Below are 18,276 nucleotides of genomic sequence, written 5' to 3' on the forward strand. Positions count from 1 at the left end.
ATCAGGCGGCGGGCACCGCCATCAGGGTCGCCTGCATCACCGCGATGGGGCGCGAGTCGTCGTCGCAGTGGACCTCCGCGGCGCAGACGGTCAGGGTGCGCCCCGCCCGCACGACCGTGGCCGTGGCTCGAAAGCGCTGCCCCACAGCGGGACTCATGAGGTTGACCTTGAACTCGACGGTGAGGATGTCGCGTTCGGGTGGCTGCAGCGACATGGCGGCGTACCCGCAGGCGGAGTCGGCGAGGGTGGTGAGGGCCCCGGCGTGGACGAAACCGTTCTGCTGGCACAGGTCCGCGCGGAACGGCAGCTCGAGCACGACGCGGCCCGGCCGCAGGCTCGCGACGCTGATCCCCAGCGTGGTCAGCCGATGCTCTCGCGCAGGCGGGCATCCTGCGCGGGGCTCAACGTCGTGTCCACCGTGACGTTCCTACCATGGACGCCAGAGATGACCTTGGAGATCGGAGAGGACAGCATGCCGGAACGGGGCACCGCCACCCATTTGACCGCGGTCGAGGCGCTGAACGAACTGGATAGCCGCTACGAGCAGGCTGTCGCGGCGCTGCGGGCGGCGGTGGCCGATTTCGTGGAGCGCGGGGTGGTGCCCGACCGGTTCACCCGGGAGTCGGGGGCGTTCGTCTATCCGGAGCTGCGGATCAGCTGGGACGGCAATGCGCAGCCGAAGAACCGCTCGCGCGCGTGGGGGCGGCTGACCAGGCCGGGCACCTACCGCACCACCATCACCCGCCCGTCGTTGTTCCGGGACTATCTCGCCGAACAGCTGGCGGTGATCGAGCACGACTACGACATCCGCATCGAGGTCGGGCCGTCGCAGCAGGAGATTCCGTTCCCGTATGTGATCGACGGCGCGGAACTGGGGCTGGACCGGTCGATGAGCGCGGATTTGGCGAAGTTCTTCCCGACCACCGAGCTGGCCGATATCGGTGACGAGATCGCCGACGGGCTGATCGACACGGCCGGTCCGCTGCCGCTGAGCCACTTCGACGGGCTGCGCACCGATTTCTCCCTGGCGCGGCTGCGTCACTACACCGGCACCCCGGTCGAGCATTTCCAGCCGTTCGTGATGTTCACCAACTACACCCGCTACGTGGACGAATTCGTGCGCTGGGCGGTGGAGCGCATCGCCGATCCCGACAGCGGTTACGACGGGCTGTCGTGTGCGGGCGGGGCGCTGATCACCGCCGAGACCCGTGACCGTGAGCAGATGGTGTCGGATCTGGCGTGGAAGAAGCATCAGATGCCCGCCTGGCATTTGATGTCGTCGACCGGGCCCGGCATCACCCTGGTCAATATCGGGGTGGGTCCGGCGAATGCGAAGAACATCTGCGATCACCTGGCGGTGCTGCGCCCGCACGCGTGGCTGATGATCGGCCACTGCGGCGGGCTGCGGGAGAGCCAGGCCATCGGCGACTATGTGCTCGCCCACGCCTACCTGCGCGATGATCACGTCCTCGACGATGTGCTGCCGCCCGATATCCCGATCCCCAGCATCGCCGAGGTGCAGCGCACCCTCTACGACGCCACCAAACTGGTCAGCGGCATGCCCGGCGAGGACGTCAAGCAGCGGTTGCGCACCGGCACCGTCGTCACCACCGACGACCGCAACTGGGAGCTGCGGTATTCGGCGTCGGCGCTGCGGTTCAACCTCAGCCGCGCGGTTGCCGTCGACATGGAAAGCGCCACCATCGCCGCGCAGGGCTACCGCTTCCGCGTCCCCTACGGCACCCTGCTGTGCGTGTCGGACAAGCCGCTGCACGGCGAGATCAAACTGCCCGGCCAGGCCAACCGCTTCTACGAAGGCACCGTGTCCGAACATCTGCAGATCGGGATCCGTGCCGTGGAACTGCTGCGCGCCGAAGGTGACAGCCTGCATTCCCGCAAGCTGCGCACGTTCAACGAGCCCCCGTTCCGCTGACCGGACCTAGTCCGACGCGTCGGCGAGCGGGGCGGCGCGGCCGCCCTCGACGAACAGCAGACGAACGTCGATGGCGCCCTCGCGTGCCTGTTTGGCCGCCTGGTATTCGGGGGAGTGGTACCACTGCTGGGCTTGTGCCATGTCCGGGAACTCGATCACGGTCATGACCCGGCCCTCGGGCCACTGTCCTTCCGCCGGTTGCGGTGTCGCGCCCTGGATGTGATAGCGGCCGCCGTATTGGTCGATGGTGGATTCGGCTAGACGGCGGTACTCCAGGACGCGCTCCTGGTCGAGGGCGAGCGCATCGACGACGACGTAGACAGACATTCGGTTTCCTTCTTTCTGCCCGGTCCGCAACCCGGCACCTTATGCAACCGTGCATCGGGTGCATTACAGTCCCAGTTTGGTGACGGCGTTGTCCTCCAAGGGATTTGCGGTGCGGATGTAGCCGTGCACGGTGCGGGGGTTCGACCAGCGGCCCTGGCGCATGATCTCGCGGTCGCTGGCGCCGCCGAGGGCGGCCTGGGTGGCGAAACCGGCGCGCAGGGAATGGCCGGAGAACAGGTCGGGGTCCAGGCCCGCCCGCGCGGCATAGCGTTTGACCAGTTCGGCGACCGCGCGACCGGACATGGCGGTCGCCGCGACGCTGCCGTGGCGGGAAATGGTCGGGAACAGCGGCAGATCCGGGTCGAGGCCGGAGGTGCCGGTGAACCCGTGGCAGCGGTGGATGTGCGGGTCGGTGGGGCCGGTGTCGTCCAGCCAGGCGCGCAGGCCCGCGGTGGCGTGCCGAATGTGTGCCTGGCGCAACCGGATCCAGTCGGCGTATGCGCACACCGGGCAGGTGGGCGGGCGGCTGCCGCGCGGCAGTGCCACCCGCTGAGCCGCCGCGCCGGTCGGGTCGGTTTTGGTGGCGGGCAGCTGCACCAGCAGCACCGGTTCCCCGCTGGCGTGGTCTATGTCCACGCGGGCATCGCCCAGGCGCAGGCCCGCGATCTCGCTGCGGCGCAATGCCCCCGCGAATCCGACCAACAGCACCAGCGCGTCGCGGCGGCGCGCCGGTTCGCTGGGCCAGCCGGGTTCCGGCAGGCCCGCCAGCAGCTGTTCGAGCGTGTGCAGCAGCACCGGGCGTTTGCGCTGCGGCTGGGTGCGGCGGGTGCGGCGGATACCGCGCAACGTCAGGCGCACCACATCGGTGCGCGTCGGCGAGGGCAGGCCGTTGGCCGCGTGCACCGCGGCGATTGCCGCGCTCTTGCGTTCCAGTGTGGCCGCCCCGAATGCCCATCCACCCGCGGGTTTACGGGCGTCGGCCGCCGCGGCCAGATACACCGCCACATCCAGCGGGTCGGCGGGCAACGCCTGGCGGCCCTCGGCCGCGCACCACGCCGACCATCCCACCCAATCGGAGCGGTAGGCGCGCACCGTATTCGGCGACTGCGACGCCTCCAGATACCGCCGCAGCGCACCGGCCTGATCGTCGTCGAAGCGCTCCCGCACCAGCCGCAACGCCGCCGCATCCACCAGCACACTGCGCACCCCGCGCCGCAACTGCGTCTGCACCACCTCCGGCACGGCGACCTCGCCCGGCACTTCGTCGGCTGCTGTGCTCATCGCCGGTCAGATTACCGCGACCGTCCCGCCGCCCCCGTCGACGCGGCCGTGCTCCACGAAAACGTTCCTCCCCAACCGGTTTCGCACCCGAGGGCCCTGCCCGTGCCGCCCGCGACGAGCGCCCTGGCACGTTGGTCCCCGTTTCCTGTCATCCTGGTCCGGCTCTCCCTCCTCGTGATCGCGGTTCGGTTCACCGTTCCCCGTCACCGTGGTCCGGTTCACCGCTCCTCGTGATCGCGGTTCGGTTCACCGTCCCTGTTATCCCTGGTTCCGGCACGCTTTTGGCCGGGACCAGGGATAACAGGGAGCCTCCCCGCAGGCAGCCGCCCGAACCCTCAGGCGGGGGAGGTCTCGGGCAGGGCGGTGTCGGTGCGGTCGGGGATCAGCAGGCCCGCGAGGCGTTGCGGGGACAGCAGTTCCTCGACGCGGTCGCGGGTGAGCAGGCCCTCCGCGACGGCGATGTCGCCGACCGATTCCCCGGTCGCCAGCGCGTGTTTGGCGATGCGGGCGCTGGCGGCGTAACCGATATAGGGCGACAGGGCGGTGACGATGCCGACCGAGCCGCGCACGCCCTGTTCGAGGCGTTCGCGGTTGGCGGTGATGCCGTCGACGCAGCGGGTAGCCAGGGTGTCGCAGGCGACGGTGAGATGGGTCGTGGTGCGCAGCAGGCTGTAGGCGATGATCGGTTCGAAGGCGTTGAGCTGCAGCTGGCCCGCCTCGGCGGCCATCGTCACGGTCAGATCGTTGCCGATCACCTCGAACGCGATCTGGTTCACCAGCTCCGGGATCACCGGGTTGACCTTGCCGGGCATGATCGACGAACCCGCCTGCACCGGCGGCAGATTGATCTCGCCCAGGCCGGTGCTCGGGCCCGAGGAGATCAGCCGCAGATCGTTGCAGGTCTTGGACAATTTGACCGCCACCCGCTTGAGCACCCCCGACACCTGCACGAACACCCCGCAGTCCTGGGTCGCCTCGATGAGGTTGCTGGCCGGGGTGACCGCCTCGCCGGTGATGCGGCGCAGGTATCCGCACGCCAGCGCCGAATAGCGGGGGTGGCCGTTGATGCCGGTGCCGATGGCGGTGCCGCCGAGATTGCATTCCAGCAGCAGCCCGGTGGTCTCGGTGAGCCGATCGCAGTCCTCGCGCAGCATCACCGCATAGGTGGAGAACTCCTGGCCGAGGGTCATCGGCACCGCGTCCTGCAGCTGGGTGCGGCCCATCTTCACCACATCGGCGAATTCGATGGCCTTGCGGTCGAAGGCGTCGGCGAGGCGCCGCATGCCCGCGATCAACGCCCGCAGGTGGGTCACCAGAGCCAATTTGACCGCGGTCGGGTACACGTCGTTGGTGGACTGGCCGAGGTTGACGTGCGCCAGCGGATCCAGTTCCCGGTAGCAGCCGCGGTCGAAGCCGAGGATTTCCAGCGCCCGGTTGGCGATGACCTCGTTGGCGTTCATATTCGTCGACGTGCCCGCCCCGCCCTGGACCGGATCGACCGGGAAGTGCGCGTCGAGGGTGCCGTGGCGGATATCGGTGCAGGCGGCGATGATGGCGTCGGCGCGGCGCTCGTCGAGGCGCCCCAGCTCCCGGTTGGCGCGGCAGGCGGCCTCCTTGACCGCCGCCAGCGCGGCGATCAGCGCCGGGAATTCGCCGATCGTGGAGCCGGTGACGGCGAAATTCATGACCGCGCGCGCGGTATGGATGCCGTAATAGGCGTCGGCGGGCACCTCCAACTCGCCCAGGGAGTCGCGTTCGATCCGAACACTGCTGTGCATCGAGCTACTTTCTGCATCGGTATGGACAAACAGTGACGCCACTCACCGCCCGGTAGTGTACGGGTGGGCGGCTCGGATCGGTTCGCTGGGTGGGGTGCGGTGAATGTCGCTGCGACGCAACGGGTCAGGCGTCGCGGCGTGCTCAACCGCCGCTGGGGTCCGGATATTCGGGCACGCCGTCGTCGCGCGGCGGCGGCGCGGCGGTGTTGTCGCAGAACATGATGCAGCCCGGCGGAAGCCCGCTACCAGGGCTGGGATAGTCCGGACCGCCCCCGACGCGCGCGGGCGGAGCAGCGGGCGATTCGCACAACAGCACACACCCCGGCGGCAACCCGCTCCCGGGATTCGGGTAGGCCGGGCCGTAGGTGCGCGGCACCGGGGCCACGGCGGCAGGCGCGGACTCACACAGCATGACGCATCCCGGCGGCAATCCTCCCCCGGGGCTCGGGTAATCCGGTCCCGGACGCACCGGCGAAGCAGGCGCCGCAGGCGCGAACTCCGGACCACACAACACCACGCACCCCGGCGGCAAACCGCTTCCGGGACTTGGATAGTCGGGGCCCGGACGCACCGGTGAAACAGGCGCGGCAGGTGCGAACTCCGGACCACACAACACGACACACCCCGGCGGCAAACCGCTTCCGGGACTTGGATAGTCGGGGCCCGGACGCACCGGTGAAACAGGCGCGGCAGGTGCGAACTCCGGACCACACAACACGACACATCCCGGCGGAAGACCACTGCCCGGGCTCGGGTAATCCGGGCCGTAGTCGGCGGTCAGGGTCGCGGCAGGAACCATGACCGTCGCCGCTACCCCGAATCCGATCGCGGCGAGCACAGCCATCGCGTCATCGTCCTTTCAGTGCCGGTCGCCTGCGCGCCCTCGGTGCTCGGCACGCCTGCACAGCGCAGGGGCTCTCCCACAGCAATCGCAGTAGCACCGGCAGAACCCGCTAAACCCCCGATCGTCTCTCACCTGCCACCCGCACGGCCACCGACCGCGCAGACCCGTTGACACGAGCGGACTCTCGCAAGGATGGCGACCATGCCGTAAGCGCATGTTCGGACCACCAGTGTCGCGACGCGATGCTGCCCGCGGGACCTCCTGTCAGTGCGGCGGTCCCGCGGGCAGCGCACGATCATCCGTGCAATTCCGCGGCGGAAACGTCCACGCCCACGCCGCTCTGTCCGGGCGGTGAGCCCGGTAGCGGTGAGTTGTCGAGGTATCGGATCTCGTAGACCCGTTCGGTGAACTTCCAGCCTTCGGCCGTTCGCCGGTAGCGGTCGTGGTAGATCGCGTAGTTCGAATGCGAGCTGCCGCTGCGCAATCGGCCGAATTCGCAGATGTGGGCGCGGCCGGAGGCGGTGTCGCCGTCGATGTCGATCGCGCCGGGATGGGTGTGCTGGACGAAGTAGTCCCAGGCGTCTTGCATGCGCCGCATGCCGGGCTCGAATTGGGCGCGCCCGGCCAGTTCGATACCGGCGTCGGGGATGCGCAGCACCCCGTCGTCGGTGAACAGTGCTGCCAGGCGGTCGAAGTCGTGCATCATCACCGCGTCGGTGAATTGGGCGCACAGCGTTTGGATCTCGATACGGTCGGCCAGTGAGCGAAAGTCGTTCGGTGTCACCATGATCGGCTCCTCAGGAATTGACGAGAGTGGTGTCGGCGCCGGCCTGCCTCAGCGGCGCGAGCGCGGCGCTCCACGAGACGACCTGATCCAGCAGCGTGTTCAGGGCTGTGGTGTGGTGCTCGCGCGGTGTGAAGGTGGTGTAGTTCGCGAAGTCGGTCAGCACCGAGATCGCGACCTGGTGGCTCACCACGGCCATGCGCAGGGCGCTGCAGATCACCCGCAGATGCTCCACCGCGCGGACCCCGCCGTGCGCGCCGTAGGAGACGAATCCCACCGCCTTGTCGGTCCACGGCGCGAACAGGTGGTCGATGGCGTTCTTCAGCACTCCCGGTGCCGAGTGGTTGTATTCGGGGGTCACCATCACGAATCCGTCGAACGGGGCGATCCGTTCGGCCCAGGCGCGGGTGTGCGCATGGACGGAGGGACCGAGCATCGGCGCCATCGGCTCGTCGAAATGCGGCAGCGGGTGCTCGCGCAGGTCGATCAGTGCGAACTCGGCGTCGCCGCGCCGCGCTGCCGTGTCCAGAACCCACTGCGCGACCTGCGGTCCGTTGCGGTTGGGCCGGGTACTGCCGAGGATGATGCCGATTCTGGTCATGGCCGGAACTCCTGGGTCGGGTGAATGTGTCACGACCTTCCGACGACGCAGCCGGCCGGAATGTCAGGCCGTCTCACAATTCGGGTCGCTGTGTCGTCGATGTCGGTGAGGGCCGCATCGACCGAAGGAACCGACACCATGACCGATCCGCACCTGCACCCGGTGATCGGCGAACGCCGGCAGCTGATCAATCTCGCCTACCGGCTGCTCGGCTCGCTGGCCGAAGCCGAGGATGTGGTGCAGGAGACCTACACCCGCTGGTATGCGCTGTCCGAGCGGCAGCGGCAGGAGGTAGTGGCACCGGGTGCGTGGCTGACGACGGTCGCCGGGCGCATCTGCCTGGATCTGCTCGGCTCGGCGCGCGCCAGGCGGGAACGCTATGTGGGCGAATGGATTCCGGAGCCGGTGCCCGACCGTGCCGAATGGCTCGCCGGTCCCGCCCCCGCCGATCCCGCCGACCGGGTCACCCTCGACGAGTCGATCAGTATGGCGTTTCTGGTCGTGCTGGATTCGCTGACCCCGGCCGAGCGGGTGGCGTTCGTCCTGCACGACGTCTTCCGCTACCCCTTCGCCGAGGTCGCCGACATCGTCGGGCGCACCCCCGCGGCCTGCCGCCAGCTCGCCTCCTCGGCCCGCCGCCGCATCCGCACCGCGCAGGGCCCGTCGAGCACCCGGCGCGCCGAGGTGGTCAGGGACTTCAAACGGGCCTGGGAGACACGAGATATCGCTGCGCTGATCGGCCTGCTCGATCCGGAAGCGACCGCGACCGCCGACAGCGGCGGCCTGGCTCCTGCCTTCCGCCGCCCGATCACCGGCGGCGAGCAGATCGCCCGCGCCTGGCTCGACATCGCCGCCCGAGCGCCCGAGGTGACCCTGCTCGAGCGCACTGTGAACGGGCAGCCCGGCCTGGTGGCCCAGATCGCGGGCACCATCGTGTCGGTCTATGCCTTCGACATCGCCGACGCCCGGATCACCCACATCTGGGCAATCCGAAACCCGGACAAACTGCGCCCCTGGACAGCGAACTGAACCCCGCGGCGGCTGTTGTGCGGTCGTCGACCGCGTGCTTGAATATAAGTAACAACTTATTCAAGGAGGATCGATGGCCATACTCATCGACCCGGTCGAGGTGGCCGGGCTCGTGACTCGGGAAGTTCGCAGTGGATCGCGCGATGGGGTGCCGACGGCGGTCGCGGTCGCTCGACGCACCTATCCCACCGACCGGGCCGATCTGTGGGATGCGTTGACCGATATCGAGCGGATCCCGCGCTGGTTCCTGCCCATCAGCGGCGACCTGCAGGTCGGGGGCCGCTACCAGCTGGAGGGCAATGCCGGTGGTGTTGTCGAGCGGTGCGAGGCGCCCGAACGGTTCACCGTCACCTGGGAGATGGGGCCGCAAGTGTCGTGGCTGGAGGTCGTCCTGACACCCGACGGGGACGGCACCCAACTGGAGCTGGTGCACGAGGCAAAGCTCGACCCCGAGGTGCCGTGGCCGTATGGACCCGGTGGCGTCGGCGTCGGGTGGGACCTGGCTCTGATGGCTCTGGGACTGCACGTGGCGAGCGGGCAAGCGGTGGACCCGGCCGAAGGGCTGGCGTTTCCGACCACCCCCGAGGGGAAGGCTTTCGTCCGGGCGGCCGCCCTCGGCTGGGCCGACGCGGCGATCGGCAACGGCGACGACCCGGCGGCCGCTCGCGAGGCGGCCGAACTGACGATCGGTTTCTACACGACCGAACCCGAAAACGGCCCGGCCTCTTGACAATCCCGGCACCGGACAGGATCTTCGAGGCGCTCGGTGACCCGGTCCGCCGCTACATCCTCCAACTGATTGCGACCGGGGAACAACCGGCCAGCACGATCGTCACCGCCGTGCAACGCCATACCCGGATCTCCCAGCCCGGCGTCTCCCAACATCTCAAGGTGCTGCGCGACGCCGGGCTGGTGACCGTGCGCGCCGAGGGCACACGCCGGATCTACAGCCTCGACCCCGAGGGCTTGCACGCGGCCCGAACGTGGCTGACCCGCCTGACCGACCCGCTGCAGCAGTTCGCCCAGCCGATGGACGCGCTGGCCACCGAGATCGCCCGCGGCAAGCGATCCCGCCGGGCCACCGGCCCCGACCTCGCGGCCGACCGGACACCGGACAGGGATGCCCGGCACGCTTGACCGGCCACCCCCGACGCCGAATCGACCGGATCGCCGGCGGCTTGCATGGCACAGTTTCACCATGTCGAGGGGCGAGCTGCCGGACTGGTTACCGGCCTGGTGCGTGGACCAATTGGGGGACGAGCCGGTCGGCGTGCTGTTCGAGCGGCGGTCGATTTCGGCGGTGTTCGGGCTGCGGTTGGCCGGTGGGCAGGACGTCGTGGTGAAGGCGCGGGAGGACGACGGCCGGGTCGCGTCGTGTCTCACCGCGCAGGCGGTGTTGGCCGAGCGCGGGTTTCCGTGTGCCCGGCCGCTCACGGCTGCGGTCGGTGTCGGTGCGCTGGCGGTGCATGCCGAGCGGTACCTGCCCGGCGGTGAGTTGTTACGCGGCGACTCGCCGGATGTCGCCGTGCGGTACGCGGCGGTTTTCGCGCGGCTGATGGCCGCATTGGTCGGCGTGACCGTCGCGCCGCCGTTGCCGAATCCGCGCTGGGTGCGTTGGGACCACACCGATGCCGGAGTGTGGCCGGCGATCGGGTTTCTCGACGAACGAGACCAGAGCGGTGTGCCCGCCGACATCGTCGAGACGGCCGAGCGGGCCCGCAGGCGGCTGCTGGCCGCCGACCTGCCGTGCGTGCTGGGCCACGCCGACTTCGAGGCGCAGAACCTGCGCTGGCTCGACGGGCACGTGTGGGCCGTGCACGACTGGGACAGCCTGGCGTGGCAGCCGGAGGCGGCACTGGCGGGCGCGGCGTGCGGGACGTTCGCCAGCGCCTCCCCGCCGACCCTGGCCCCGATCGACAGCTCCGCAGCGTTCCTGGCGGCTTATCAGGATCTGCGGGGCCGCCGATTCACCGCGGAGGAGCAGGAGATCGCGTGGGCGGCCAGCCTGTGGCCGGCCGCCCACAACGCCCGTTGGGAGGCCCTGCACGGCGACCCCCCGGTGTGCTGCGACGCCGTGCGTGCGCAGGCAGCCGAACGCCTCCGCCGAGCCAACGCTTGGCACGATCGCCGATAGCCGCCTGTTGTGCAGTCAAAAGCGCACAGGCAGAATCACTTTCGGCTCGGCCACCGCCTCCGACAGCCATATCCAGCTTTACCGAAACTGAACGAGCGCACACGCTGTCGGCACCGGGAGTGAACGAGGAGGGCCGGGCGACCGAGTAGCGTCGGCTCGTGTCCGGTATGCACGCTGCTCTGCTCACCGCCTTCGCCGACGGCACCTGGAAGCCCGTGACCACCGGCGAGTCCGGCGCCCTGGTCCTGCTCGCCGAGGACGGGTCGCGCTACGCGAAACTCGTTGCGGTCGAGCGGATCACCGAGCTCGAGCAGGAACGCGACAGGCTCGCGTGGGTGGGCGCGCACGGCATCGCGGTCCCGCAGGTGCTGGACTGGTCGGTGAACGATGCCGGTGCCCGCCTGATCACCAGCGCCGTGAGCGGAGTGCCCGCCGATACGGTACCCGCGGACGTGCTCGAACGGGCCTGGCCCGCGGTCGCCGACGCCCTGCGCCGAGTGCACGACCTGCCCGCCGACACCTGCCCGTTCACCCGCCACCTGACCGGCATGATCGCCCTCGCCCGCGACGTCGTCGCCCGCGGCGCGGTCAACCCGGACTTCCTGCCCGACGAATACCGCAACACCCCGCCGGACACCCTGCTGGCCCGCCTCCTCCCGCAACTACCGGCCAGACTCGCCCAGGAGGCCACCGAAACCGTTGTCTGCCACGGTGATCCGTGCCTGCCCAACATCATCCTCGACCCCGACACCGCAACCGTCGCAGGATTCATCGACCTCGGACGGCTCGGCACCGCAGACCCGTACGCCGACATCGCGCTACTGCTGGCCAACGCCCGCGAAACCTGGTCCGACGACGAGCGTGCCCGCGCGGCCGACGACCTCTTCGCGCGGATCTACGGCATCGACCTCGACGACGAGCGGCGCCGGTTCTACCTGGACCTCGACCCACTGACCTGGGGGTAGACACCGAATCTCGAATACTGAACATCGCCTTAATATCAGTCAGGCATGAACGTGGCGTTGACGGGTAATATGCCAAGCTTTAGCTTGGAGTCATGGATGATGGGGACGCATACACGACAGACGATCTGCTGTTGGCCGAATCGCTGCGGTGGGGAGTGTCGCGGCTGTCGTCGCGACTGCGCGCCGAACAACCCGGCAGCGGCCGCACACTCACCCGCCTGGCCGCCTCGGTGCTGGCGAACCTCGCACACAGCGGCCCGCTGACGGCCTCGGAACTGGCCGCCATCGAGGGATTGCAGGTGCAGTCGCTCACCCGCGTGCTCAACGAACTCGACGAGCACGGCCGCATCCGCCGCTCCCGCAGCGACACCGACGCCCGCCGCCAAGACATCACCATCACCGAGCCGGGCCGAGAAGCGTTGCGCCGGCACGTGCACGACGGCAATACCTGGCTGGCCGCCGCGCTGCGCCACACACTCACCGACGCCGAACGCGGCGTGCTCGGCATCGCCGCCGGACTGCTGCGCGAACTGGCCCACGCCGATACCACCGCCGCCGGAACGCACAGACCCCCACCGGCGCCGCCCCGCACCGACGGCGCGGCTCCCGCGCTATGACGGGGCAGCCCACCCTCACCACACCAATACCGGTAGGCACACGGATTCGGCTGCTGGTGATCCTCGCCGGGCTCAGCGGCGCGGCGCCGCTGGCCACCGACATGTATGTGCCGGGACTGCCGGATATGGCCACCTCACTGGGCACCGACGCCGCCGGTGCGCAACTGTCACTGACCGGCTTCCTGGCGGGAATCATTGTCGGCCAACTGGTTCTGGGCCCGCTCAGCGACGTGGCCGGTCGGCGTCCGGTCCTGTTGGCGGGCACCGTCGCGTTCGCCGCGCTGTCCGCGGTGTGCGCGCTGGCGCCCACGGTCGAGGTCCTCGATGCCGCCCGCGTGGGGCAGGGCGTCAGCGGCGCGGCGGGAATCGTCGTGGCCCGCGCCGTGGTCACCGACCTGTTCGACGACCACGACCTCGCCGCAATGTATTCCCGCCTCGGCGCGATCACCGCCGCCGCCCCGATCCTCGCGCCGATGGCGGGTGGCGCGCTGCTGCTGGTGTTCTCGTGGCGTGCGGTCTTCGCCGTGCTCGCCGCCCTCGGGCTGTTGCTGGTGCTGGGGGTGTGGCGCTGGATCCCGGAATCCCATCCCGCACAGGCACGTCCGGCCGGAGGCGTCACCGCCGGACTGTACGCCATCGCCCGGCTGGCGACCCGGCCCGAGGTGCTGAGCCCCGCGCTGGCGCTGTCGTTCGGCGGCGCAGCGGTTTTCGCCTACATCGCGGGCACCACCTTCGTCTTCCAGGACATCCACCACCTCACCCCCGCGGCCGCGAGCCTCGTCTACGGCGTCAACGCCATCGGCAATATGTCGGGCAGCCTCGTCTACGGGCGCCTGGCGAAACAGTGGTCGGCGCCAACGCTTCTCGTCGCTTCGTCGGCGCTGGCGCTGACGGGTCCGGCCGTGCTGCTGCTCGTCTCGGTCACCTTCGGCAGCCCCATGCCCGTCACCTGGTTGTGCCTGCTGCTGTCGATCACCGCCTTCGGCCTGTTCTTCCCCGCCGTGGTCACCATTGCCCAGCAACGCGGCCGCGCCGCGCCCGGCGCCACCTCCGCACTGCTCGGCGGCGGCCAATTCCTGTTCGGCGCAACAGCGTCACCCTTGGTCGGCCTGTTCGGAACCCACAGCCCCGCCCCCATGGCGGCCATCATGACCTGCTGCCTCGCCCTGGCCACCGTTGCCGCTGTGGTGACGAGTCGGCGCACCGGCTGAGGGCACGGGACCGCGTGCCGAGATCGGTGGCCTCCGCTCAGCACGGGAGGAGCGCTCGGGCCCGGCCGACTTCGGGGATGCCGATCGCCTTGGCGGCGAGGACGAAAACGACGGCGCCGACCGCTGTCCCGGCCGCGAGCGTGAGCATCTGCGCGATCGCCGATCCGGCCAGCGCGTGGTAGGTCAGTGTCATGACCGCCACGCACGACCAGCCGGCGACAGCGCTGGCCCACACCGCGCGGGTGAATGTCACGGCGACCGCGGAGAATCCGAGCAGCCCGTGACGGCGGCGCAGCAGCAGATGGCCCGCTATCGCCCCGACCACATAGCAGGCCGAACTCGCCACGCTGAGCATCACCACGACCGCATGGTCGGGAAGCAGCCCGGCCGAGACCGCGACGACGGTCACCTTCGTCGCGACCATGGCCAGGTTGATCAGCGTCGGTGTGCGGGTGTCGTTGTGGGCGTAGAACACCCGCAGCTGCAACATCACCAGCCCGAACGGTGCCAGCCCGAAGGCCGACGCCGCGACGGCCGCGCCGATCAGATGCGCCGCCTCCGCGTCCACGCGCCCGGTGAACACGACCGCCGCCAGGACCGGCCCGAGCAGCGCCATCGCCATACTCACCGGAATCAACGCCACCGTGAGATAGCGGGCGCCGCGCCCGAGATCGGCGATCACGGCGGCCCGGTCGCCGAGCGCGGCCGAGCGGGAGATCCGTGGCATCAGCACCGTCAGCATCGACACCGCCAAGATCCCGTAGGGGACCTGGAACAATAGATCCGCGCAGTTGGCGATGAGCACACCGCCGTGATCGAATGCCACCCGCATCGTCACCGCCACACCGACCTGGCTGATCGCGGCGTAGCCGAGTATCCAGCCGAGCACGGGCAGTCCGGCACGCACCGGGCGCCACGTGTAGGGGACCGGACGCGCCCGCCAACTCCACCGGAAACCGGTGCGGCGCAACGCCAGCAACACCCACGTCGCCTGCCCGACGATGCCCGCGGTGGTGCCCACCGCGAGGGTGAGGATCTGCGCGGGCGTCATCGAGGCGGGCGTGAGCGTGACAGGGCCGGGCACCAGCACGAAAACGGCGCACGTCAGCAACACGATCACGTTGTTGACCACCGGAGCCCACGCCGCCGCGGCGAAACTGTCGCGGACATTGAGCACGGCCGTCGCCACGACCGCCACCCCGTAGAAGAAGATCTGCGGCAGCAGCAGATACGCGAACACGGTGGTCAGCTGCCGCTGGTCCGGGCCGGCGACGAAAAGCCGCGCGATCAGTGGCGCACACAGCACGGCGGCCGCGGTGACCGCACCCAGGCCGAGCACCGCCGCCACCAGCACCCGCTGGGTGAACTCGCGCGAGCGGGTGCGCCCGTACCGGCGGGCCCGCGTCAGCAACGGCACTGCGACACTGGCGAACACGCTGCCCAGTACCAGTTCGTAGACCATGGTCGGCAGCGCGTTCGCACCGGTATAGGCATCGCCGACCGCGGCGGTGCCGAGCACCGCGGCGATGACGATCGTGCGCGCGAACCCGGTCGCACGGCTCACCATGCTGGCGATCGCGACGTGCCCGCCGGCCCGCGCGAGGCTGCTTTCGGGTGCGGGCGGATCGTCCGCGAGCCTGCTCGTCGGCCGGGGCCGATCCGACAGGACCGGAAGCGGCTGCGTCGGAAGACTGCCGTAATCGATCATGGACCCATTCTGGCCCCGCCCGGCACGGTCATCCGCCGAGCCGGGCGAGAAAGGCGTTGATGTTGGTGAGTACTCTGTCGGCCTTCTGTTCGCTGGTGAGGTCCTCGCGGTAGCGGGCTCCGAGGGCGGGCCGTTTCTTGTTGCGCGCGTAGAGTGAACAGGCCAGATCGGTGCACATGTAGGTGCCGATCGAGTTGCCCAGACGGCCCGATTCGCCGGCCTTGTGAGCGGTCATGAGCGATACGCCGTGACCGGTGTGGGTGGTCAGGCAGATGGTGCACATCTGCGCGCGGCCGGTCCCGCCGTTCTGATAGCGCAGGGCCACTCCGACGAGCCGATCATGCCGGGGGACAACGAGATAGCAGCGTCCCGGCAGTGATGGGTCGGCCCAGCCCAGGAAATCCAGATAGTCCCAGGGCTGGTCGCCCAGGTTCTGCGGGAGGTGTAGTCGTTTGGCGTCTCCTTTGGAGCAGTTGACGAACGATGACCTGATCTCACGCTCGGTAACGGGCTTCATGGCTGGGTTGTCGTTCCTTCCGTGAACGTGCGGCAGAGACGACTCGCCCGTCGACAGCCCGACGCGGGGCGACCCGCCGCCTCCTTTCCTACCGCTGTTAAGGTAAAACCTAATAGCAATAGGATCAACCCGTTTATCGGAGCGCCGGTCAGTCGAGGCAGAACTCGTTGCCCTCGGGATCGGTCATCACGATGTGTCCGGCGCCCAGCGGGGGAGCGGGCTCTTCTCGGTGCACGCGTGTCGCTCCCAGGGCGACGAGGCGGGCGCACTCGGCCTCCAGCGCCGCCATTCGTTGCTCGCCCTGCAGCCCGGGCGCCGCACGGACGTCGAGGTGGACGCGGTTCTTGGCGACCTTGTCCTCCGGTACCTGCTGGAAGAACAGCCGCGGGCCGCGCCCGTCCGGATCCTCGATGGCCGATCGCGTAGTGCGCTCGTGCTCGGGCACCCCGATCCGCGCGAGGAATTCGTCCCATGCGGCGAGCGGGTCGGCGCCCTCGGGCAGGTCCACCCCGGGCGGGCCGGGGTGGACGTAGCCGAGGGCCTCGCGCCAGAAGGTCGACAGCGCCCGCGGGTCGTGCGCGTCGAAGGTGATCTGGACGTGGCGGCTCATGGGGTTACTCCGTTCGTGGTGTGCAGGTAGAGGTCTCGCAACAGGCAGACCTCCGACAGGTGGTGGATCAGCTCCCGGTGGATGTGTAGCACCAGATCGGCCATCGCCAACTCGGGATAGGGCTCCTTGTCCCCGACCGGCACCCGCAACCCCGCCTCGCCCAGGCCGCGCACCCCGGCCAGCCAGACATCGAGCTGGGTCTCGAGCTGATCGAGGGCAGCGTCCGCGGTTCCGGCGTAGTCCCAGCTCTCGTACGATGCCGCCGGTGTGCCGAAGTGTGCCGCGCTGCGCGCGGCGAGCACGCCGACGATGACATGACCCAGGCGCCAGGCGATCGTGGTGAACGGCGCGGGATCCGGCACGGGGAACGCGTAATCGATCGTGAACTCCCCGGCACCGGCCTGCACCGGCGCCGTCGAACTGCCGCGTGGCCGCACGCTCCACGCGTCGGGCACCGGCGACCAGAAGTACTCGTCGTCGGTGAGGCCCTCGAGCCGGGCCCCGAGCTGATTCTTCCAATGGAACTCCCACTGCTGGCGCAGCGTGTTGTTCCAGTCGAATTCGTCCGCATCCATGCGATCAGACTGACATCCTTAGCGGACAGTACCGGTCCGCTATTGTCGGGCGGGGACGGTGATGCGGACGTGGACGAGCGGGATACGACCGAGCGGGTGCTCACCCTGCTCGGACTGTTACAGCAGCGCCGGGTGTGGACCGGCCCCGAACTCGCCGACCGGCTCGGGGTCACGCCACGCACGGTCCGCCGCGATGTCGAGCGGCTGCGCACGCTCGGCTACCAGGTGCACGCCTCCCAGGGTGTCGGCGGCGGCTACCAGCTCGGCCCGGGACCGGATCTGCCGCCGCTGCTGCTCGACGACGAGGAGGCGATCGCCACCGCGGTCTCGCTGCTCGTCGGTGCCGGTGGCGCGGTCGCCGGTGACGCCGCACTGCGCGCATTGGCCAAGCTGGACCGGGTGCTGCCCACCCGGTTGCGGCACGAGGTGCGCGCGCTGTCGGGCTCGGTGGAGTCCTTCGCCGGGAGCCGCGAACCGGTCGATCCGGAGGCGCTCATGACGCTGGCGCGCGCCTGCCGCGACGAGGTCGAGGCCGGCTTCGACTACCCGTCCGCAGACCGGCGGCGACGGCGGCGGGTCGAGCCCTATCGCCTGGTCGCTTCCGAACGGCGCTGGTATCTGCTCGCCTACGACCTCGATCGCGACGACTGGCGCAGCTTCCGCGTGGACCGGATGACCGAGGTGTTCGCGCGGACCTGGCGCTTCCGCCCGCGCCCGGCACCCGATGCGGCGAGCTATGTGCAGGAGGGCGTGGCGAGCCGGGTCTACCCGTATCAGGCCCGCTTCCTCGTGCACGCGGCGGCCGATACGGTGCGCACGCAGGTCCCGGCGTCGGCGGCCGTCGTACGAGCGCGGGGCAGCGAACAGTGCGAAATACTCAGCGGCGCCGACAATCTCGATGCGGTGATCGTGCACGTGCTCCTGCTGGGGCACCGGTTCGAGGTACTCGACCCGCCGGAACTGGCGGCACGCTGCCACGCCTTGGCGGAGAAGCTGCTCGATAGCTGCCGCGGGAGTCGAAATTGATTGGCGCACAGGTGCATAGGCCCGTTACAGTCGATCGGGTCAGGCAAACGGTGGTGTGGGCGGGCCGGATTCGGTCGGTTACCACTTCGGATGGAGGGGTTGCGGGTTCGAGTCCCGCCGGGAGCACGCTTCCGTAGCTCAATCGGCAGAGCACTTTGATTCGGTCGAAGCGACACGACCGCCCACCCCCGGTTGCCGACGGGAAAGGACGGGCCGGAGCCGATCGGTTACCGGTCCTTCGGGGTTCCACCTCGCGGGGGTCCGGTGCGATGCGTCGCGCCGGAATCCGGTCGGCACGCCACGCCCGTCCGTTCTCGTCGAATGTTTCGGGCAGGG

The 18,276-nt window shown here is 69.6% G+C and carries 20 protein-coding genes; 9 read left to right on the forward strand and 11 right to left on the reverse strand.

The window, feature by feature from the left end:
• Position 1 precedes the first annotated feature (1 nt).
• The gene (locus tag IU452_RS05895) at positions 2 to 316 is read right to left on the reverse strand and encodes a PaaI family thioesterase (protein WP_324192458.1); all 315 of its coding nucleotides are present in this window, start codon (positions 314 to 316) and stop codon (positions 2 to 4) included.
• Between the two features lie 129 nt (positions 317 to 445).
• On the opposite strand from IU452_RS05895, the gene IU452_RS05900 reads away from it, so the two are divergent.
• Positions 446 to 1,933 carry an AMP nucleosidase gene (locus IU452_RS05900; protein WP_228816683.1) on the forward strand — a complete coding sequence of 496 codons (1,488 nt, stop codon included), beginning with the start codon at positions 446 to 448 and terminating at the stop codon, positions 1,931 to 1,933.
• 6 nt (positions 1,934 to 1,939) lie between these two features.
• Here IU452_RS05900 and IU452_RS05905 read toward each other — a convergent pair whose 3' ends face one another.
• The 6 genes from IU452_RS05905 to IU452_RS05930 all read right to left on the reverse strand — a co-directional run bounded on the left by IU452_RS05905 (position 1,940) and on the right by IU452_RS05930 (position 7,548).
• Positions 1,940 to 2,260 carry a DUF1330 domain-containing protein gene (locus IU452_RS05905; RefSeq protein WP_195107861.1) on the reverse strand — a complete coding sequence of 107 codons (321 nt, stop codon included), beginning with the start codon at positions 2,258 to 2,260 and terminating at the stop codon, positions 1,940 to 1,942.
• Positions 2,261 to 2,323: 63 nt separating this feature from the next.
• On the reverse strand, positions 2,324 to 3,541 hold the full coding sequence (locus tag IU452_RS05910) for a site-specific integrase (RefSeq protein WP_195107862.1): 1,218 nt from the start codon (positions 3,539 to 3,541) through the stop codon (positions 2,324 to 2,326).
• A gap of 335 nt (positions 3,542 to 3,876) precedes the next feature.
• On the reverse strand, positions 3,877 to 5,319 hold the full coding sequence (locus IU452_RS05915) for an aspartate ammonia-lyase (RefSeq protein WP_195107863.1): 1,443 nt from the start codon (positions 5,317 to 5,319) through the stop codon (positions 3,877 to 3,879).
• Positions 5,320 to 5,461: 142 nt separating this feature from the next.
• On the reverse strand, positions 5,462 to 5,731 hold the full coding sequence (locus IU452_RS05920) for a hypothetical protein (protein WP_195107864.1): 270 nt from the start codon (positions 5,729 to 5,731) through the stop codon (positions 5,462 to 5,464).
• Positions 5,732 to 6,458: 727 nt separating this feature from the next.
• Positions 6,459 to 6,950, reverse strand: a complete 492-nt coding sequence (locus IU452_RS05925) for a nuclear transport factor 2 family protein (protein ID WP_195107865.1) — start codon at positions 6,948 to 6,950, stop codon at positions 6,459 to 6,461.
• Between the two features lie 10 nt (positions 6,951 to 6,960).
• Positions 6,961 to 7,548: an NADPH-dependent FMN reductase gene (locus IU452_RS05930; protein WP_195107866.1), complete on the reverse strand. Its 588-nt coding sequence runs from the start codon at positions 7,546 to 7,548 to the stop codon at positions 6,961 to 6,963.
• A gap of 138 nt (positions 7,549 to 7,686) precedes the next feature.
• Between IU452_RS05930 and sigJ the strand changes: the two genes are divergently transcribed.
• From sigJ to IU452_RS05965, 7 genes are all read left to right on the forward strand, one after another.
• Positions 7,687 to 8,577: an RNA polymerase sigma factor SigJ gene (gene sigJ, locus IU452_RS05935; protein ID WP_195107867.1), complete on the forward strand. Its 891-nt coding sequence runs from the start codon at positions 7,687 to 7,689 to the stop codon at positions 8,575 to 8,577.
• A 73-nt stretch (positions 8,578 to 8,650) separates the two neighbouring features.
• Complete coding sequence (locus IU452_RS05940) at positions 8,651 to 9,307, forward strand: SRPBCC family protein (protein WP_195107868.1); 657 nt, start codon at positions 8,651 to 8,653, stop codon at positions 9,305 to 9,307.
• A complete protein-coding gene (locus IU452_RS05945) occupies positions 9,304 to 9,714 on the forward strand; it encodes an ArsR/SmtB family transcription factor (RefSeq protein ID WP_228816685.1) in 411 nt (136 codons plus the stop codon). The genes IU452_RS05940 and IU452_RS05945 overlap by 4 nt, the downstream gene beginning before the upstream one ends.
• Before the next feature lie 61 nt (positions 9,715 to 9,775).
• Positions 9,776 to 10,711: a phosphotransferase gene (locus IU452_RS05950; RefSeq protein ID WP_195107869.1), complete on the forward strand. Its 936-nt coding sequence runs from the start codon at positions 9,776 to 9,778 to the stop codon at positions 10,709 to 10,711.
• Positions 10,712 to 10,878: 167 nt separating this feature from the next.
• On the forward strand, positions 10,879 to 11,676 hold the full coding sequence (locus IU452_RS05955; protein WP_195108282.1) for an APH(3'') family aminoglycoside O-phosphotransferase: 798 nt from the start codon (positions 10,879 to 10,881) through the stop codon (positions 11,674 to 11,676).
• A 92-nt stretch (positions 11,677 to 11,768) separates the two neighbouring features.
• Positions 11,769 to 12,293 carry a MarR family winged helix-turn-helix transcriptional regulator gene (locus IU452_RS05960; RefSeq protein WP_195107870.1) on the forward strand — a complete coding sequence of 175 codons (525 nt, stop codon included), beginning with the start codon at positions 11,769 to 11,771 and terminating at the stop codon, positions 12,291 to 12,293.
• Positions 12,290 to 13,504 carry a multidrug effflux MFS transporter gene (locus IU452_RS05965; protein ID WP_195107871.1) on the forward strand — a complete coding sequence of 405 codons (1,215 nt, stop codon included), beginning with the start codon at positions 12,290 to 12,292 and terminating at the stop codon, positions 13,502 to 13,504. Before IU452_RS05960 ends, IU452_RS05965 begins: the two co-directional genes overlap by 4 nt.
• A 37-nt stretch (positions 13,505 to 13,541) precedes the next feature.
• Here IU452_RS05965 and murJ read toward each other — a convergent pair whose 3' ends face one another.
• From murJ to IU452_RS05985, 4 genes are all read right to left on the reverse strand, one after another.
• On the reverse strand, positions 13,542 to 15,212 hold the full coding sequence (murJ, locus tag IU452_RS05970; RefSeq protein ID WP_195107872.1) for a murein biosynthesis integral membrane protein MurJ: 1,671 nt from the start codon (positions 15,210 to 15,212) through the stop codon (positions 13,542 to 13,544).
• A gap of 28 nt (positions 15,213 to 15,240) precedes the next feature.
• Positions 15,241 to 15,729, reverse strand: a complete 489-nt coding sequence (locus tag IU452_RS05975) for an FBP domain-containing protein (protein ID WP_195107873.1) — start codon at positions 15,727 to 15,729, stop codon at positions 15,241 to 15,243.
• 148 nt (positions 15,730 to 15,877) lie between these two features.
• A complete protein-coding gene (locus IU452_RS05980; RefSeq protein WP_195107874.1) occupies positions 15,878 to 16,339 on the reverse strand; it encodes a VOC family protein in 462 nt (153 codons plus the stop codon).
• On the reverse strand, positions 16,336 to 16,914 hold the full coding sequence (locus IU452_RS05985; RefSeq protein WP_195107875.1) for a DinB family protein: 579 nt from the start codon (positions 16,912 to 16,914) through the stop codon (positions 16,336 to 16,338). The genes IU452_RS05980 and IU452_RS05985 overlap by 4 nt, the downstream gene beginning before the upstream one ends.
• A 69-nt stretch (positions 16,915 to 16,983) precedes the next feature.
• Between IU452_RS05985 and IU452_RS05990 the strand changes: the two genes are divergently transcribed.
• A complete protein-coding gene (locus tag IU452_RS05990) occupies positions 16,984 to 17,940 on the forward strand; it encodes a helix-turn-helix transcriptional regulator (protein ID WP_324192459.1) in 957 nt (318 codons plus the stop codon).
• Positions 17,941 to 18,276 lie beyond the last annotated feature (336 nt).

Origin of the sequence: Nocardia transvalensis (genome assembly GCF_015477765.1) — a bacterium.
Lineage (GTDB): Bacteria > Actinomycetota > Actinomycetes > Mycobacteriales > Mycobacteriaceae > Nocardia > Nocardia transvalensis_A.

What these genes read in the sequence shown, in the direction of transcription:
- IU452_RS05900 (WP_228816683.1), top strand. Translation starts at nt 446, where the DNA reads ATGACCTTGGAGATCGGAGAGGACAGCATGCCGGAACGGGGCACCGCC.
- IU452_RS05905 (WP_195107861.1), bottom strand. Translation starts at nt 2,260, where the DNA reads ATGTCTGTCTACGTCGTCGTCGATGCGCTCGCCCTCGACCAGGAGCGC.
- IU452_RS05910 (WP_195107862.1), bottom strand. Translation starts at nt 3,541, where the DNA reads ATGAGCACAGCAGCCGACGAAGTGCCGGGCGAGGTCGCCGTGCCGGAG.
- IU452_RS05915 (WP_195107863.1), bottom strand. Translation starts at nt 5,319, where the DNA reads ATGCACAGCAGTGTTCGGATCGAACGCGACTCCCTGGGCGAGTTGGAG.
- IU452_RS05920 (WP_195107864.1), bottom strand. Translation starts at nt 5,731, where the DNA reads ATGCTGTGTGAGTCCGCGCCTGCCGCCGTGGCCCCGGTGCCGCGCACC.
- IU452_RS05925 (WP_195107865.1), bottom strand. Translation starts at nt 6,950, where the DNA reads ATGGTGACACCGAACGACTTTCGCTCACTGGCCGACCGTATCGAGATC.
- IU452_RS05930 (WP_195107866.1), bottom strand. Translation starts at nt 7,548, where the DNA reads ATGACCAGAATCGGCATCATCCTCGGCAGTACCCGGCCCAACCGCAAC.
- sigJ (WP_195107867.1), top strand. Translation starts at nt 7,687, where the DNA reads ATGACCGATCCGCACCTGCACCCGGTGATCGGCGAACGCCGGCAGCTG.
- IU452_RS05940 (WP_195107868.1), top strand. Translation starts at nt 8,651, where the DNA reads ATGGCCATACTCATCGACCCGGTCGAGGTGGCCGGGCTCGTGACTCGG.
- IU452_RS05950 (WP_195107869.1), top strand. Translation starts at nt 9,776, where the DNA reads ATGTCGAGGGGCGAGCTGCCGGACTGGTTACCGGCCTGGTGCGTGGAC.
- IU452_RS05955 (WP_195108282.1), top strand. Translation starts at nt 10,879, where the DNA reads ATGCACGCTGCTCTGCTCACCGCCTTCGCCGACGGCACCTGGAAGCCC.
- IU452_RS05960 (WP_195107870.1), top strand. Translation starts at nt 11,769, where the DNA reads ATGGATGATGGGGACGCATACACGACAGACGATCTGCTGTTGGCCGAA.
- IU452_RS05965 (WP_195107871.1), top strand. Translation starts at nt 12,290, where the DNA reads ATGACGGGGCAGCCCACCCTCACCACACCAATACCGGTAGGCACACGG.
- murJ (WP_195107872.1), bottom strand. Translation starts at nt 15,212, where the DNA reads ATGATCGATTACGGCAGTCTTCCGACGCAGCCGCTTCCGGTCCTGTCG.
- IU452_RS05975 (WP_195107873.1), bottom strand. Translation starts at nt 15,729, where the DNA reads ATGAAGCCCGTTACCGAGCGTGAGATCAGGTCATCGTTCGTCAACTGC.
- IU452_RS05980 (WP_195107874.1), bottom strand. Translation starts at nt 16,339, where the DNA reads ATGAGCCGCCACGTCCAGATCACCTTCGACGCGCACGACCCGCGGGCG.
- IU452_RS05985 (WP_195107875.1), bottom strand. Translation starts at nt 16,914, where the DNA reads ATGGATGCGGACGAATTCGACTGGAACAACACGCTGCGCCAGCAGTGG.